Below are 16724 nucleotides of genomic sequence, written 5' to 3'. Positions count from 1 at the left end.
GAGCGCTACAAAGGCGTTTATTGCTGAAGTCGCCGAGTTGGCAGGTGCAGATCCCACGCCTGCCCTCGGCGACACCTCTTCCCGGCTCCCGTGGTGGAGCCGCAGCGTCGATTCGACGTACCTCACCGGCAAGCGCGTCTTCATCTTTGGCGACGCGACCCACGCAGTGGCCGCCGCGCGCATCGCGCAGGACGAGCTCGGTTTCGAGGTGTGCGGGCTTGGCTGCTACAACCGCGAATTCGCCCGCGATGTGCGCGAGGCGGCGAAGCTCTACGGTGTCGAACCGCTCATCACCGACGATCACCTAGAGGTCGAACGCGCCATCGCCGAAGCCGCCCCTGAAATGGTGCTCGGCACGCAGATGGAACGGCACATCGCCAAGCGGCTGGGTCTTCCCTGCGCGGTGATCTCGGCGCCCGTCCATGTGCAGGACTTCCCCGCGCGCCACTCGCCGCAAATGGGCTTCGAAGGCGCGAACGTTATCTTCGACACCTGGGTGCACCCGCTGGTCATGGGCCTCGAGGAGCACCTCCTCACCATGTTCCGCGAGGATTTCGAGTTCTCCGACGAAGCGGGCGCATCGCACCACGCGGCGCATTCGCCCCAAGCGCCGCGGCTCGATGCTGACGTGCCCGAAGAGCCGGTTATCCCGGCGACGCCGACAAATCCTGAGAGCATCTGGACCGCCGAGGCGGAGCGCGAACTCAAGAAGATCCCTTTCTTTGTGCGCGGCAAGGCGCGGCGCAACACCGAGGCCTTCGCCGCCGAGGAAGGGCGCGCGCAGATCGATCTCGATACGCTCTACGATGCGAAGGCGCATTATGCACGGTAGCGCGAGCCAACCCCTTGCCTCCGGTGACGCGCCCGTACGCGTCGCCATCATCACGCTCGACAATCATCTGAAAGGCGCGGTCGACCGTGCCGGTGCGATGCTCGCGGATGACGGGATCGAGCTGACGCTCCACGCCGCTGCCGACTGGGACCGCGAGGGGTCCGCGCTCGAAGACGCGAAGATCGCGATCGAAGAAGCCGACATCGTCATCGCGACCATGCTGTTCCTCGACGATCACGTCCGCGCGATCCTGCCCACGCTCGAAGAGCGCCGCGAAGCCTGCGATGCGATGGTTTGCATGATGTCGGCGGGCGAGGTCGTGAAGCTGACGCGCATGGGCGGCTACCGCATGGACGCGCCGGCCAAGGGTCCGCTGGCGCTTCTGAAGAAGCTGCGCGGATCGAAGAAGGCGGGCGCGAGCTCGGGCGCGGGGCAAATGAAGATGCTGCGCCGCCTGCCGAAGATCCTCAAATTTATCCCCGGCACCGCGCAGGATGTGCGCGCCTATTTCCTGACGCTGCAATATTGGCTTGCGGGCTCGGAAGCGAATGTCACCGCGATGGTCCGCGCGTTGATCGATCGCTACGCCGCGGGCGAACGCGAAGCGCGGCGCGGCGAGACTGCGGCCGACGAGCCGCTCGAATATCCCGAAACCGGGGTCTACCACCCCGGCACGCGCCAGCGGATTTCGGAGAGCCTGCGGCTCCTACCGCGGCGGGATGGCCCGCACGGCACGGTCGGCCTGATCCTCCTGCGCTCCTATCTTCTTGGGCAGGACACCGGCCATTACGACGCGGCCATCGCCGCATTCGAGGCGGCGGGCATGAAGGTCGTGCCCGTTTTTGCGAGCGGCCTCGACGCCCGGCCCGCAATCGACGCCTTCTTCATGGAAGACGGCAAGCCGAGCGTCGATGCGATAGTCAATCTCACCGGATTCAGCCTGGTGGGGGGGCCGGCCTATAACGATGCCGAGGCGGCGCGCGAGGTCCTGGGGGACATGGACGTGCCCTATCTCGCGGCGCATGCGATCGAGTTCCAGTCGCTTGCCGAATGGCGCGCGCGCGGACAGGGATTGCTGCCACTCGAGGCGACGATGATGGTCGCGCTGCCCGAACTGGACGGCGCGATCGCGCCATCGGTGTTCGGCGGACGCGCCAGCGAAGCGGGCAGCCCGGTGCGAGTGATGGCGGGCGATGCCGAACGCTGCGAAGCGCTCGCGGCGCGCACGGGGCGGCTGATCGCTCTGCGCCGCTCGGAGCGGGCCAAGCGCAAACTCGCCATCGTCCTGTTCAACTTCCCGCCGGGCGCAGGCGCGACCGGTTCGGCTGCGTTCCTGTCCGTCTACGAATCGTTGCATCGCACGCTGCTGCGGCTGCGCGACGAGGGTTACGATGTCGAGGTGCCGGCGAATGTCGAGGCGCTTCGCGACAAACTGCTCACCGGCAATGCGGAAAGGTTCGGCGCCGATGCCAATGTCGCGCATCGTATCCCCGCCGACGAGCATGTCCGGCGCGAACCGCATCTCGCCGAGATCGAGGCGCAATGGGGCCCCGCCCCCGGCAAGCAGCAGGCCGATGGCGGCCACATCCATGTGCTCGGCGCGCATTTCGGCAATGTCTTCGTCGGCATTCAGCCCGCTTTCGGCTACGAAGGCGATCCGATGCGGCTGATGTTCGAGGGTCATTTCGCCCCGACCCATGCCTTCAGCGCCTTCTACCGCTATATCCGCGAAGACCTCTCGGCCCATGCGGTGCTGCATTTCGGCACGCATGGCGCGCTCGAATTCATGCCGGGCAAGCAGTGCGGGATGACCGGCGATTGCTGGCCCGAGCGGCTGATCGGCGATCTCCCGCATTATTACCTCTACGCCGCCAACAATCCGTCCGAAGGCATGCTCGCCAAGCGCCGCAGCGCGGCTACACTGGTGAGCTATCTCACCCCGCCGCTCGCGCAAGCCGGGCTTTACAAGGGGCTCTCCGAATTGAAGGCGAGCGTCGAGCGCTGGCGGGCAAGCGACAGCGCGGACGAGCGCGCCGAGCTGGCCGAAATCATCACCAATCAATGCGACGCGCTCGACATCGAGTGCACGGACATGTCGGCGCTGGCGTCGCAGCTCTACGAACTAGAACAGGCGCTGATCCCGCATGGGTTGCACGTGCTTGGCGCGAACCCGGAAGGCGAGCGCCGCGAGGCAATGCTCGATGCGATGGAAGAGGCGAGCGAGGGAGCGCAGGAGCGCGAGGAGCTTGCTGCGTTACTCGATGCCTCGGATGAGCTCGGATCGCTCATCCACGCGCTCGACGGCGGCTATGTCCAGCCGGCGCCTGGCGGCGATGTCGTCGCCAATCCGAAGGTTCTTCCGACGGGCCGCAACACTCACGGTTTCGACCCGTTCCTGGTGCCGAGCGCCTATGCCTGCAAGCAGGGCGCGGTGCAGGCCGAGCGGCTGCTGGCGCGCCATGTCGAACGCGGGGCGGACTTCCCGCAAAGCATCGCGATGGTGCTGTGGGGCACCGACAACATGAAGTCCGAAGGCGTCCAGATCGCGCAGGCGATGACGCTGATTGGCGCAAAGCCGCGGCGCGATTCCTACGGGCGGCTGTGCGGGGCGGAGCTGATCCCGCTCGCCGAACTGGGCCGCCCGCGGATCGACGTGGTGATGACGCTCTCGGGCATCTTCCGCGACCTGCTCCCGCTGCAGACCCGGATGCTGGCCGAAGCCGCTCTGCTCGCAGCGCAGGCCGACGAGGATCCGGCGACCAATTTCGTACGCAAACATGCGCTTTCCCATGCCGAGAAGCATGGCATCGATCTCGAAACCGCGGCCCTGCGCGTCTTCTCCAACCAGGAAGGCGCCTATGGCGCGCAGGTCAACCAGATGATCGAGGGCGGCGCCTGGGCCGATCCCGACGATCTCGCCAACGCCTTCGAGACGCATAAGGGCTATGCCTATGGCGTCAGCGGCGAACCTGTGCAGCACCGCGAATTGTTTACCGCGGCGCTCGGGCAGGTCGATTTCACCTATCAGAACCTTGAGAGCATCGAAGTCGGCGTCACCGATCTCGATCAATATGTCGACGGGCTTGGCGGCGTCAGCCGTTCGATCGCGCGGGCCAAGGGGTCCGAGGCGCCGGTCTATATTCTCGATGCGACGCGCGGGAACGCCAAAGTGCGCACGCTCGCCGAACAGATCGATCTCGAAACCCGCACCCGCACGCTCAACCCAAAATGGTTCGAGGGGATGCTCGATCACGGTTACGAAGGCGTACGCCATATCGAGATGCACGTGACCAACACGCTCGGCTGGTCGGCGACGACGGGCGAGGTCGCGCCCTGGGTGTATCAGAAAATATCCGAGACCTTCGTGCTCGACGAAGAGATGCGGGCTCGGCTCGCACAGCTCAATCCGAAGGCGAGCGCGCGCGTCGCCGGGCGCTTGCTCGAAGCATGCGAGCGCCATTTGTGGGAGCCCGACGCGGCCACCCTCTACGCGCTGCGCGAAGCCAACGACGAACTCGAAGACCGCCTCGAAGGCGTCTTCGTCGCAGAATGACAACGGGGATCGACTAAAGCCATGAATCTACATACGACCATCGATCGCAAGGCTCCCTCGGACGGCGAAGGCTCGGTCCAGGTCCAGCTCGACCCGGGCGACCAGATCAAGGGCGCGAAGGTCTTCGCCGTCTACGGCAAGGGCGGGATCGGCAAGTCGACCACCTCGTCGAACCTGTCCGCCGCCTTTTCGAAGCTCGGCCACCGCGTGCTCCAGATCGGCTGCGATCCCAAGCACGACAGCACCTTCACGCTGACCAAAAAGCTGATGCCGACCGTGATCGACGTGCTCGAAACGGTCGAGTTCCATTCCGAGGAACTGCGCCCCGACGATTACATGTTCGAAGGCTATAACGGCGTGATGTGCGTCGAAGCGGGAGGACCGCCGGCGGGAACGGGCTGCGGCGGCTATGTTGTGGGGCAGACCGTCAAGCTCCTAAAACAGCATCACCTGCTCGAGGACACCGATGTCGTCATCTTCGATGTGCTCGGCGACGTGGTGTGCGGCGGGTTCGCCGCGCCGCTGCAGCATGCCGAACGCGCGCTAGTCGTGGCGGCGAACGATTTCGACAGTATTTTCGCGATGAACCGCATCGTCGCAGCGATCGCTGCGAAGTCCAAGAATTACGATGTGCGGCTCGCCGGCGTTGTCGCCAATCGCAGCCGCGAGACCGACGAGATCGACCGCTTCTGCGAAAAGATCGGCATGGAGCGCCTTGCGCATTTCCGCGATGTCGACGCGATCCGCCGCTCGCGCTTAAAGAAGTGCACTCTCTTCGAAATGGAGGACAGCCCCGAGGTGCAACAGGCGCAGGATGAATATCTGCGCCTTGCCGCAATGCTGTGGGCCGGCGTCGATCCCTCCACCGCCGCGCCGATGAAAGACCGCGACATCTTCGATTTCCTGGGGTTCGAATAATGGCCACGCGCGCAATCGATCCCACATCCGTCGATCCACAACCCGTCGATAAAAAGGCTGGTGATACGACCTACGACGCTCGCCGCCAGGCGCTGGCGATCTATTTCGACAGCACCGCCAAGCAGGCATGGATCGACCTCACCTCCGATGCCAAGGTCAGCGGCATTCGCGCGACCGTGCGCGCCGGACGCGAGGCCATGCGCGAATTGCTGGTCGGCTGGCTGCCGCAGGACTTGCGTCGCACGCGCGTGCTCGATGCCGGTTGCGGGACGGGCGCGTTGGCGGTCGCGGTGGCCTGCAAGGGCGCCGACGTCACCGCGGTCGATGTCGCGGGCGGCCTGGTCGAAGTGGCACGCGAGCGGGCGCCGGGCTTCATCGGCCATGGCAAGGTTCGTTGGCACGCGGGCGACATGCTCGACGAGGATCACGGGCGCTTCGCCCACGTGGTGGCCATGGATTCGCTCATTCATTATGCGCCAGAGGATCTGGTCGACGCGGTCGAAGAGCTGTGCGCGCGCACCTCGCGCTCGATCCTGTTCACCTTCGCCCCCCACACCCGCCTGCTCGGCGCGATACATTCGGTCGGCAAGGTCTTCCCCAAGAGCGATCGCTCGCCCGCCATCGTGCCCATTTGCGAAACCGAGCTGCGGGCGCGACTGGGCCGGATCGCCGGGTGGAAAATCGGACGCACCCAGCGCGTCTCTTCGGGGTTCTACACCAGCCAGGCGCTGGAAATGGTGCGCCGCGAATGAGCGAACGCAGCCGCCCCTCCTATCCCCTGGCGCGCCTGATCGCGCAGGCGCTACCCTTTGCCGATGCGGCGAGCACCGAACTGCCGCTGTCGCGCCTGCTGCGGCTTGCCCTGTTCCAAGTCAGCGTCGGGATGGCGATGGTGCTGCTTTCGGGCACGCTCAACCGGGTGATGGTGGTCGAGCTTGGCACGCCGACCTGGCTGATCGCGCTGCTGATCGCGGTGCCGCTGGTGGTGGCGCCGTTCCGCGCGCTGATCGGCCATCGTTCGGATCGGCACGTCTCCGCGCTCGGCTGGCGCCGTGTGCCCTATATCTGGTTCGGGACGATGATGCAGTTCGGCGGGCTGGCGATCATGCCGTTTGCGCTGCTGCTGCTGGACGAGGCGCGCACGTTCGACATGGGCCTCATCGCCGCGACCGCCGCCTTCCTTCTGACCGGCACCGGGTTTCACGTCACCCAGACCGCGGGGCTGGCGCTCGCCACCGATCTCGCGCCGCCGGACAAGCGTCCGCGCGCCGTCGCGCTCCTTTATGTCATGCTGCTCGTCGGCATGATGCTTTCCGCCTTCGTCATCGGCGGGCTGCTGATCGACTTCTCGCCCACCCGCCTCGTCCAGGTGATCCAGGGCGCCGCGGTGCTGACCATGGCTCTGAACATCGTCGCCCTGTGGAAACAGGAAGCGCGCGCGCCCGAACGCACACGGCCCGATCCCGACGCGCCGTCATTCGGCGCCTTGTGGCGTTCCTTCGTGCGCGACGGGCGCAATGCGCGGCTGCTGACCGGGATCGGCATCGGCGCGGCGGGCTTCGCGATGCAGGACGCGCTGCTCGAACCCTTCGGCGGCGAAGTGCTGGGCCTTTCGGTCGGCGCGACCACCGGCTTGACCGGCGCCTGGGCGCTCGGCGCACTTGCCGGCTTCATGTATTCGGGCCGGGCGCTGTCGCGCAGCGGCGACCCCTTGCGGATCGCGGGGCTCGGCCTCGTTGCCGGGATCAACGCCTTTTTCCTCGTCATCTTTGCGGCGCCCTTCGGCTCACCGCTGATGCTTTATGCTGGCGCGCTGCTGATCGGGCTTGGCCTTGGCCTATTTTCCGTCGGCACGCTGATCGAGGCGATGGCGCTTGCGAAGAGCGAGACCGCCGGCCTGGCGCTCGGCGCCTGGGGCGCTGTCCAGGCGACCTGCGCGGGCGCCGGCATCGCGATCGGCGGCGCCATGCGCGACATCATCGCCTGGGCCGCGACCAGCGATGCCGCCGGCACCGCGCCGCTCATCATCGGGGCGAGCCGCGCGACCGGCTATACCAGCGTCTATGTCTTCGAGATCCTGCTGCTCATCGCAGGTCTAGCCGCGATCGGACCGCTTGTCGGCCGCGATCGCACTTCGTCCACTCAATCGCGGGATAGCGCGGACCAGCCATTCGGCCTGCGCGAGTTCCCGACATGATGCCGCGCGCGGGGATAGCGCGGTTCGCCACGGAGGTCTTTCGCCCGGATCTTCGCCCACGCAAAGGAAAGCACCATGGGTAACGTCTACATCATCGGAACGCTGGATGTCGCGCAGCTCGCATTCATCTTGTTCTTCATCTTCTTCGTCGGGCTCGTGCTCTACCTGAACCGCGAAAGCCGGCGCGAGGGCTATCCGCTCGAACACGAACAGACCGGCCGCATCGAGCCGGTCGAAAGCTTTTTCGACTGGGACAAGAAGGTCTTCGACCTGCCGCATGATCGCGGCATCTACATCCCCGAAGACGTGCCGCGCGACGAGCTCTCCAAGGTTGAGAACATCCCTGCCAAGCAAAGCTTCGGCGGAGGCGGCGCGCCGTGGGTGCCGACCGGCGATCCCCTGGCCGACGGAATGGGTCCGGCGGCCTGGACCCCGCGCGAGGATTATCCCGATCTCACGTTCGATGGCGCGCTGCGCATCGTCCCGCTCGCCGATAGCCACGACATCAAGATCGCAGACCATGACGACAACCCGGTCGGCCTGCCGGTCTACGGTGCCGACAAGCAACTCGCCGGCACGGTAAGCGACGTCTGGGTCGACCAGTCCGAGCACATCATCCGCTATCTCGAAGTGACGACCGGTTCGGGCAAGCAGGTGCTCGTGCCCATGCCATTCGCCGCGGTCCAGGGGACGGGTTTCCTCGGCGGGTTCACACCGCTGCGCGACGACAAGCAGGCCCTGATCGACGTGACCGCCCTCCGGGCCGACCAGTTCGATGCGGTTCCGACCATCGCCACGCCGGGCCAGATCACGCGGCGCGAGGAAGATCGGATCATGGGCTATTTCGGCGGCGGCTATATGTACGCGACGCCTGAAAGGTCGCAGCCATGGCTGTAACCACCGCCCCCGACATCGCCGAGAGCATGGCAGAGCCTGCGCCGCTGGCGCTGGGCGATCCGATGGGCACGCCGGTCGAGGGGGAGCAGGTTCTGTGGAAGGGCCGCCCCGACTTGGCGTTGCTCGCGCGGCACGCGTTTCACACCCACAAGGTGGCGCTCTATTTCGCGGCACTCGTCGGCATCTCGCTCGCGCTCGGCAATACGACCACGGCGATCGTGTGCGCGGTGCTCGGCGTTGCGGCCGTGGCGATCCTCACGCTGCTCGCCTGGATCAGCCGGCGCACGACGCTTTATATCCTGACCGATACGCGATTGATCTTGCGCATCGGGATGGCGATCGAAACACGGGTCACGCTGCCGCTGAAGCTGTTGCTTTCGGCCGATCTGCGCCTGCGCGGACGCCGAGGGCATGGCGATATCGCGATGACACTCGGCGGGGACGAGCGGCTCCTCGGCTATGCGCTGCTCTGGCCACATGTGCGCCCTTGGCGCTTCGCCCGGCCCGAACCGATGCTGCGCGTGGTCCCGGATGCTGCCAGGGTCGCCGAATTGCTTGCCGAACAATGCGCGCGCCACGCCGTGATCGAACGCGGGACGCGGGCGCAAGGCTCAGCGACGCCTGCCGCTCAATCCGCCGCCGCCAAACCCGCTGCCGGGCGCATGGATAAGGGGCCTTCCGCTGCCGCGAAAAGCCAAGGCCTGCGCGGAGCCGATCTCGAAGGAGCTCCGGCATGATCGTGCGCGAATACGAAGAGGACGAAATCGTCGTCCACCGCGTGCCGCTCATCATGATGGGTGCGCTGGTCGCCAGCGTATTGGCGCTGACCACGGCGGTAACCTTCGGCTTTTTCGAACGCCAAGCGATTCCCAACGAAGCGCGCGAAGCGGCGGGCACGATGGCGACTGCGACCCGCTCGCTCCACTTCTTCGACGAAGCGGACGGCACGGTGCGTGTCGAGGATGCCTTCACCGATCAAGTCATCGCTCGGTTCCCTGCGGGCACGGGCGGCTTCGTTCGAACGACGGTACGCAGCCTCGTCTATCAACGGCGCATCAACGGGTTCGGCCGCGCGGTGCCCTTCGAACTGATAGAATGGGACAACGGCGCGCTCACCCTGCTCGACAGCACCACCGGCAGCAGCGTCGAGCTCGCCTCCTTCGGCGCTGGCAATCGCCAGACTTTCGCCAATTTCCTTTCAGAGGATGGATTACGATGAACGACACGATAGCCCAGGGATCGGCTGTCGCACATGCGGACGAAACGTCCGCGCGGCAATTCGACACGACCTGCACGATCACGGTGGAACAGAGCGCCGAGCATTTCCACGCTCATGTCGAACTGCCCGAGGAAATCACCATGGAAGCGGGCGACAAGGTCCGCGTTCACGGCCGCCCGATCGCCATTCCCTTCGGCAGCCGCGAGGTCTTCGAACGCCGCGCCACCGTGACACGCGCCGGGCCGCTAAAGCGCGCGCTGATTAAGGCCGCCGCCTATTTCGATTTCGCCGAACTCTACGAAGTCAGCTTCAACGCCGGGAGGATCAAATGAACGCGCAGACCCAGATCAAGGCAGCGCCCGCGTCCGCGTCCGGCGCAATGATGACGAGCGACGAGGCGATGGCCCTCGCGACGCAGGACACCGTCCTCACCCCGCGTTTCTACACCACGGATTTCGACGCTCTCGACGCGATCGACGTCGAACCTGTGCGCGCCGAATGGGATCGGCTGATCGCCGACATGGTGGGCGATCCCAACAAGACCCATTTCCGCCACAAAGACGATTTCGCCGGCATCATCGAGGGGCTGGAGCCCAAGCTGCGCGCGGAATTCACCGACTTCCTGGTGAGTTCGATGACGAGCGAATTTTCCGGCTGTGTGCTTTACGCCGAGATCGCGCGGCGCACGAAGAACCCGGACGTCAAACAGCTGTTCAAGCTGCTCGCGCGCGATGAGAGCCGTCACGCGGGCTTCATCAATGAAAGCCTCAAGGATGCCGGCATCGGCGTCGATCTCGGCTTTCTGACGAAGACCAAGAAATACACCTATTTCCAGCCGAAATTCATCTGGTACGCGGTCTATCTCTCGGAAAAGATCGGATATGCGCGCTACATCACGATCTTCCGCCATCTCCAGCGCAACCCGCAAAACAAGTTCCACCCGATTTTCGACTGGTTCGAGGAATGGTGCAACGACGAGTTCCGCCACGGCGAAGCCTTCGCGATGCTGATGCGCGCGGATCCGGCGCTGCTGAAGGGCCGCAACAAGCTGTGGATCCGCTTCTTCCTGCTCTCGGTCTACGCGACGATGTATGTGCGCGATCACGCCAGGCCCGTCTTTCATAAGGCGCTCGGCGTCGATCCGACTCAGTACGATTACGAGGTTTTCCGGATCTGCAATGAGATCGCCCGGCAGGTCTATCCGGTCGAGCTCGACATCGACGACCCGAAGTTCCGCGCGCGGATGGAAGCGCTGCGCCAAGCCGCTGACCGGATCGAGGACGGCAAGGCGCAAGGGGGCATCGGCGGCCTTGCGAAACGCATTTCCGGCATGGCGGGCGCGGGCTACAATTTCGCGCGGATGTACTTCCAGCGCGCCAGGACAAACCCCCTGCCCGACATTATTCGGCTGCAGCCCACATGGTAGACTGGAGCGGCCATATCGTGCCAATCGTGGTGACGGTCGCCATCTGGTTCGCCGCGACCGGGCTGATCGCGCTTTCCGTCTCGGACGACGAGCGTGGCGGCGCGGCGAGGGCCAAGCTGCGCAGCGTCGCGATCGGCGGCGTCCTCGGCGTCGGCGGGCTGGGCGCGATCCTGGTTTCGGCCTCGATGGTTTCGGTCGGCGGGGTCTATCTTGCCTTTGTCGGGGCGTTGCTAACGTGGGCTTGGCATGAGATCGCCTTCCTGACCGGCGCCGTCGCCGGACCGCGCCGCACCCCCTGCCCGCCCGGCCTCACCGGCTTTGCGCGCTTCACGCGGGCCAGCGGCACCGTCATGCACCACGAAATCGCGCTCGCGCTGACCGCATTGATGCTGATCTCGCTCTCCTGGAACGCGGCGAATCAGATCGGCGCGACGGTCTTCGCGCTGCTATTCGCGCTGAGGCTCTCTTCCAAAATCAACCTGTTCGTCGGCGTGCCCAATTCGACCACCGAGATGCTGCCGTCGCACCTGTCCTATCTGCGCAGCTATTTCGGACGCAATCGGTTGACGGTGCTGCTGGGGGTATCGATCCTCTGCATCTTTGCCGGCGCCGCGTGGTTTGCGAGCTTTGCGATGGCTGCCGCGCCCGGCAGCGCGCAGATGGTGGGCGCAAGCCTGCTGGCCGCTCTCGCCGCTCTGGGCGCGCTCGAACATATTTTCCTGGCCCTCCCTTTTCGCGATGGGATGCTGTGGGGCTGGGCCTTCAGACGGCAGAGGACTGCGCCGTGACACAGACGAACGACAATCGGGATATCGAGGGGGGACTCATGGATTTCGAAGGCTTTTTCGCCAAGCAACTGGCCGATGTGCGCGAGGAGGGACGCTACCGCGTCTTTACCGATATCAAGCGGCATTGCGGTCGCTTTCCCCACGCGACCCGTTTCATCGAGGATGGAACGCAGGCGGTCACCGTATGGTGTTCCAACGATTATCTCGGTATGGGCCAGCATCCCAAGGTGATCGCGGCGATGCATGCCTGTCTCGACGAATGCGGTGCAGGCGCCGGGGGCACGCGCAACATCTCGGGCACGAACCACCATCACGTCGAGCTGGAAGCCGAGTTGGCCGACCTGCACGGCAAGGAAAGCGCGCTGCTCTTCACCAGCGGATATGTTTCGAATTGGGCGGGTCTGGGAACGCTTGCAGCCAAGATCCCGGGCTGCGTTGTCTTCTCGGACTCGCTCAACCACGCTTCCATGATCGAGGGCATTCGGCATAGCCGCGCACCCTACAAGATTTGGAAGCACAATGACGTCGAGGACCTCGACCGGCACCTGAGCGAGTTCGGCCCGGAAGTTCCCAAACTCGTGGCGTTCGAAAGCGTCTATTCGATGGACGGCGACATCGCCCCGATTCGCGAGATCCTCGATGTGTGCGAGAAACATGGTGCGATGAGCTATATCGACGAGGTTCACGCAGTCGGCCTCTACGGCCCGCGCGGCGGCGGCGTTGCCGAGCGCGAAGGGCTGATGGATCGGATCACCGTCATCGAAGGAACGCTCGGCAAGGCGTTCGGCGTCATGGGCGGCTATATCGCGGCGAGCCGCGACCTCGTCGATTTCGTACGCACCTTTGCGAGTGGCTTCATCTTTTCGACCGCCCTGCCTCCGGCTGTCGCCGCGGGCGCGGCCGCGAGCATCCGGCATCTGAAGGAAAGCAACGCCGAGCGCGAGCTTCAGCGTGAGCGGGTGGCCCAAGTGCGCCGGGCGCTCGACATTATGGGCATCCCGCACCTGCCCAATCCCAGCCACATCATCCCGGTAATGGTGGGCGACGCGAAGAAGTGCAAAATGATCAGCGACTGGCTGATGGACAATCACGGCATCTATGTGCAGCCGATCAATTACCCCACCGTCCCGGTCGGAACCGAGCGGCTGCGGCTGACCCCCTCGCCGGTGCATGACGAAGGCGACATCACCCGGTTGACCGAAGCGCTGAGCGAGATCTGGTCGCGATGCGAACTTGCCCGCGGACAGATGGCAGCGTGAGGGGTCGGGCTTGAGACAGAACGGATCGAAGGTTGTCCTTGCCTAAAGATCGGTAAAGTTCACGATACGCCCCTGACCGACATTTGACCGAACATTCCTGCAACGGCCAAGAAAATGGGGCGGCGTGACAATGGCACGCCGCCCCTCTTCATCTTTATGCGGAAGAAGGCTCGCTCCTTCTCGACCGGTGCGGCGCCGGAATGGACCGGCGCGCCTTCGCTGTCTTATTCGTCGGTCTGATCAAGATAGGCGATCACATCCACACGGTCTTGCGGGTCCTTGAGGCCCGGGAAAGCCATGCGCGTGCCGGGCAGATATTCGCGCGGCGCTTCGAGATATTCGAACAGCACTTCGGGCGTCCAGGTGATGTCGCTATTCGCATTGGCATCGGAATAGTTGAAGCCATCGATCGCGCCCGCCTCTCGGCCGACAACGCCGTGAAGCGAGGGGCCGACGCCGTTCATGCCCTCTTCGACGAGATGGCAGGTGCGGCACTGCGCGAAGACGGTCTCGCCCGCGCTTGCATCGCCGGTGAGATCGGCGAAGGCGACATCGGTCATCGGTTCTTCTTCGACTTCTTCGGCCTCGACTTCAGCGACTTCGTCTTCTTCGGCATTGTCCGCAGGGGCGCCTTCGCAAGCGGCGAGTGCCAACAGGGCCGGCACGGCTGCCGCGCTCATAAGAATCTTACGCATGTTCAAAAATTTCCTCTTCCGATCCAGACGGCTCTCGCAAACCTGCGCTCCAGCGAGCCGTTCGACTGGGATCCCGCTTCCTGTCTAGAAGCCGAACCCGCCAATAGCAATTGGCAACCAGTCCGCCTTCGAAGCCATAACGGCTTGGGGCGGGTCCTGGTTCCCAGTGGACATCGCCACGCGGATTGCCAACGCGGCCCGTCCCGCTAAAAGGCTCGGCCATGAGAAACCTTCCCTGGCATTCGAAGCTCGTTCTCGCGCTTCTCATCTTCCTGCCGCTCTATTTCGCCATGGCCGCGCTCGGCACCAAGTTTGGTGTGTGGAGCTGGGTCACAGGCCTTGTCAGCATGATCTTCACGGCCGGGCCGATCCTGCTCGGTATCGTCGCTGCCATCGCGCTCATCTCTTTGCTCATCTCTTTCTTGAGAAAACCGCGGCGCCGCGCAGCGATCGCGATCGCCGTCGCCGGTCTGGTGGTGCCCGGGGTTATCTTCGCAGGCTTCCTGACCGCGCGCAGCACCGCCGGCGACAATCCGATCCACGATGTCGCCACCGACACCGCCGACCCGCCGCAATTTTCGCGCCGCACGATGATCGCGCGGGCAGAGGCGGAGGCCAATCCGCTTCACGACTACCAGACGCCGCTGGGCGAACTCGAGATGTACGAAGGCAGTCCGCCCGAACTCGCCATCAAGAGCCATGCGCAGATCATCAACGACATTTACGCCGAGCTGTCGCCGCTGCCGCTGGGCGGGGCGAGCCAGGCGGACGGGGTTGCGGCGGTGGCGGCGGCGATGGGCAATATGGGCCTGACCGACATCCGTTCCGATGCGCAAAGCGGCCTGGTCGAGGGCGTGGCGGAGACCTTCTGGTTCGGCTTCGAGGACGATGTCGTAGCGCGTGTCGGCCCGCAACAGATCGATTTCCGCTCAGTCAGCCGGGTGGGTCGCAGCGATCTCGGCGTCAATGCCGCGCGCATCGCCGAACTGCGCGAACGCACCGCGCAGCAGATCGGCCAACGCTAGCGGAAGGTCGCGATGGCCAGCGCGCTGCGCTGAAAGACGGTGAGCACGCAAAGCGCCGCGTAGGTGCAAGCGATGACCGCGAACCAGCCTGGGAACAGGCACATTGCGACGAACACTGCGATGGTTTCGGCACCTTCGGCCAGCCCGGTCGAATAGAAAAAACTTTTCTGCCCGTGTGCCTCGGTTTCGACGCCGCGTTCGGCCGCGATAACCGCGAAGGCAAGGAAGCTCACGCCTGTGAAAACGAAGCTCGCCACCAGCACGAGCGCGGGCAGGAGATTGGCGGGCGCAAGCAGGCCGAAGCCGACCGGCACGCTGACATAGAAAGCGAAATCGGCGACGATATCGAAATAGCCTCCCAACGGTGTCGGCCCCCGCACCCGCGCGACTGCGCCATCGAGCCCGTCGAAAAGGCGGTTGACAAGGATCAGCGCGAGGCCCGCCCCCACGTTGCCGAGCGCGATCGCCACGGCGCCGCCAAGCCCGGCGACAAGCCCCGCAAAGGTCAGCATATTCGCCGTTACCCCCGCCCCCGCGACCGTGCGGCCGAGCGCGTTCAGCGACGGATCGATGAGCGGTCGGAGTTTCGCGTCCAGCATTATGTTCCTTCCAGGGCGCCGCGGCATTTGTAGCGCTAGAACGTGACCAGTCCGATCCAGGCGCCGGTCAGCGCGCTCGTTATATTGCCTGCGATCCAGCTTTTCATGCCCAGCCCCGCCGCCTCTGCCCGCCGCTCCGGACATAGGGTGCCGATCGTCGAGACGAGCAGGCCGACGCTCGCAAGATTGGCCACACCGCACAAGGCATAGGTGACGATAAGCAGACTGCGCTCCTCGAAGGTGCCCTCGGGCAGGGCAGCAAGCTCTAGATAGGCGACATATTCGTTGAGGATCGCTTTTGTGCCCATCAGCCCGCCCGCCACCTGCGCTTCGGCCCAGGGCACGCCGATCGCCCACATGAACGGCGCGAAGAGCCAGCCGAAGATGCGCTTCAATGTGACAGGTTCGCCTTCTATCAGCGGCAGGATCGCGAGCACTTGGTCGGTCAGCGAAACCAGCGCGAAAATGACGATGATGATCGCGATGACCGCGAGAAACAGCTGCATGCCGTCCATCGTGCCCTTGACGATGGCATCGATGCTGCTCGCATAGGTAAGGCCCGGCTCGTCCTCTTCGCCCTCATCCGCATCGGTCGCCGGGTCGTCGCTATTGCCCGGCACCATCAGCCTTGCGACCAGCAATGCGGCGGGGAGCGATATGAGCGAGGCGGAGATCATGTGGCCGACCGCATCCGGCACGGTCTCTCGCAGGGTAGTTGCATAAAGGATGAGGATCGCGCCCGAGATCGTCGCCATCGCGAGCACCATGATCTGGAACAGTTCGGCCCGGCTGACCCGAGCGAAATAGGCGCGCACGACCAGCGGGCTTTCGACGACACCGAGAAACATGTTCGCCCCGCCCGACAGGCCCACCACCCCGCTCACCCCGAGCGATTTGCGCAGGAGGAAGGACAGGCCGTTCACCAGCCAGCGCAGCACGCCCCAATGCCAGAGCAGCGCCGCGAGCGCGGAAAAGACGATGACCAGCGGCAGGATCTGGAACGCAATGATGAGCGGCGCGTCGGCGCCTTCGCGCAGCTCGAAGGGCAGCTCCGCCCCGCCAAGATAGCCGAACATGTAGGACGATCCCGCCAGCGTCGCGCGCTCGATCGCGGCAACCGCGTCATTGGCGAGCGTCACCACGTTCCAGACGAACGGCACGCGCACGATCAGCAGCGCGAGTACGCCCTGCAAGAGGAGCGCGCCACTGATCCAGACCAGCGAGGGCCTGCTCCCCCGGTCCTCGCTGAACGTCCAGGCGAAGCCGAGCAGGATGGCGATACCGATTATCCCGCGAAACTGGTCGAAAAGTTCCAA

The 16724-nt window shown here is 64.9% G+C and carries 16 protein-coding genes; 13 read left to right on the top strand and 3 right to left on the bottom strand.

Features of this window, described 5'->3' with window-relative positions; all coding sequences use genetic code 11:
- The 12 genes from V2I30_RS14890 to hemA all read left to right on the top strand — a co-directional run.
- Positions 1-832: nitrogenase component 1 (locus tag V2I30_RS14890; RefSeq protein WP_330662971.1), on the top strand; the 832-nt coding region annotated here is incomplete at its 5' end.
- On the top strand, positions 822-4385 hold the full coding sequence (locus V2I30_RS14885; protein WP_330662970.1) for a magnesium chelatase subunit H: 3564 nt from the start codon (positions 822-824) through the stop codon (positions 4383-4385). The genes V2I30_RS14890 and V2I30_RS14885, both read left to right, overlap by 11 nt.
- 21 nt (positions 4386-4406) lie before the next feature.
- A complete protein-coding gene (gene bchL, locus V2I30_RS14880) occupies positions 4407-5303 on the top strand; it encodes a ferredoxin:protochlorophyllide reductase (ATP-dependent) iron-sulfur ATP-binding protein (RefSeq protein ID WP_330662969.1) in 897 nt (298 codons plus the stop codon).
- Positions 5303-6055, top strand: a complete 753-nt coding sequence (bchM, locus tag V2I30_RS14875) for a magnesium protoporphyrin IX methyltransferase (protein ID WP_330662968.1) — start codon at positions 5303-5305, stop codon at positions 6053-6055. The genes bchL and bchM overlap by 1 nt, the downstream gene beginning before the upstream one ends.
- On the top strand, positions 6052-7500 hold the full coding sequence (locus tag V2I30_RS14870; protein ID WP_330662967.1) for a BCD family MFS transporter: 1449 nt from the start codon (positions 6052-6054) through the stop codon (positions 7498-7500). The genes bchM and V2I30_RS14870 overlap by 4 nt, the downstream gene beginning before the upstream one ends.
- A 75-nt stretch (positions 7501-7575) precedes the next feature.
- The gene (puhA, locus tag V2I30_RS14865; protein WP_330662966.1) at positions 7576-8397 is read left to right on the top strand and encodes a photosynthetic reaction center subunit H; all 822 of its coding nucleotides are present in this window, start codon (positions 7576-7578) and stop codon (positions 8395-8397) included.
- Complete coding sequence (gene puhB / locus V2I30_RS14860; protein WP_330662965.1) at positions 8388-9134, top strand: photosynthetic complex putative assembly protein PuhB; 747 nt, start codon at positions 8388-8390, stop codon at positions 9132-9134. The genes puhA and puhB overlap by 10 nt, the downstream gene beginning before the upstream one ends.
- Positions 9131-9616: a photosynthetic complex assembly protein PuhC gene (gene puhC / locus V2I30_RS14855; RefSeq protein ID WP_330662964.1), complete on the top strand. Its 486-nt coding sequence runs from the start codon at positions 9131-9133 to the stop codon at positions 9614-9616. Before puhB ends, puhC begins: the two co-directional genes overlap by 4 nt.
- Positions 9613-9948, top strand: coding sequence for a hypothetical protein (locus tag V2I30_RS14850; protein WP_330662963.1), 336 nt, complete (start codon positions 9613-9615; stop codon positions 9946-9948). The genes puhC and V2I30_RS14850 overlap by 4 nt, the downstream gene beginning before the upstream one ends.
- On the top strand, positions 9945-11042 hold the full coding sequence (gene acsF, locus V2I30_RS14845; protein WP_330662962.1) for a magnesium-protoporphyrin IX monomethyl ester (oxidative) cyclase: 1098 nt from the start codon (positions 9945-9947) through the stop codon (positions 11040-11042). The genes V2I30_RS14850 and acsF overlap by 4 nt, the downstream gene beginning before the upstream one ends.
- Positions 11036-11830: a putative photosynthetic complex assembly protein PuhE gene (gene puhE, locus V2I30_RS14840; protein WP_330662961.1), complete on the top strand. Its 795-nt coding sequence runs from the start codon at positions 11036-11038 to the stop codon at positions 11828-11830. The genes acsF and puhE overlap by 7 nt, the downstream gene beginning before the upstream one ends.
- Before the next feature lie 38 nt (positions 11831-11868).
- Entirely contained in the window at positions 11869-13089 is a 1221-nt protein-coding gene (hemA, locus tag V2I30_RS14835) for a 5-aminolevulinate synthase (protein WP_330662975.1), read from the top strand.
- A gap of 224 nt (positions 13090-13313) precedes the next feature.
- Here hemA and V2I30_RS14830 read toward each other — a convergent pair whose 3' ends face one another.
- On the bottom strand, positions 13314-13784 hold the full coding sequence (locus V2I30_RS14830) for a c-type cytochrome (protein WP_330662960.1): 471 nt from the start codon (positions 13782-13784) through the stop codon (positions 13314-13316).
- 221 nt (positions 13785-14005) lie between these two features.
- On the opposite strand from V2I30_RS14830, the gene V2I30_RS14825 reads away from it, so the two are divergent.
- Positions 14006-14809, top strand: coding sequence for a DUF1499 domain-containing protein (locus V2I30_RS14825; protein WP_330662959.1), 804 nt, complete (start codon positions 14006-14008; stop codon positions 14807-14809).
- Here V2I30_RS14825 and V2I30_RS14820 read toward each other — a convergent pair.
- Both V2I30_RS14820 and V2I30_RS14815 read right to left on the bottom strand, forming a co-directional pair.
- Positions 14806-15408 carry a CDP-alcohol phosphatidyltransferase family protein gene (locus tag V2I30_RS14820; RefSeq protein WP_330662958.1) on the bottom strand — a complete coding sequence of 201 codons (603 nt, stop codon included), beginning with the start codon at positions 15406-15408 and terminating at the stop codon, positions 14806-14808. The genes V2I30_RS14825 and V2I30_RS14820 overlap by 4 nt on opposite strands.
- 35 nt (positions 15409-15443) lie before the next feature.
- A complete protein-coding gene (locus V2I30_RS14815) occupies positions 15444-16724 on the bottom strand; it encodes a NupC/NupG family nucleoside CNT transporter (protein WP_330662957.1) in 1281 nt (426 codons plus the stop codon).

This window comes from Erythrobacter sp. (assembly GCF_036351135.1).
GTDB lineage: Bacteria > Pseudomonadota > Alphaproteobacteria > Sphingomonadales > Sphingomonadaceae > Erythrobacter.
Note: the sequence above shows the minus strand (reverse complement) of the source record. Positions and strands in the feature narration are given on the sequence as shown.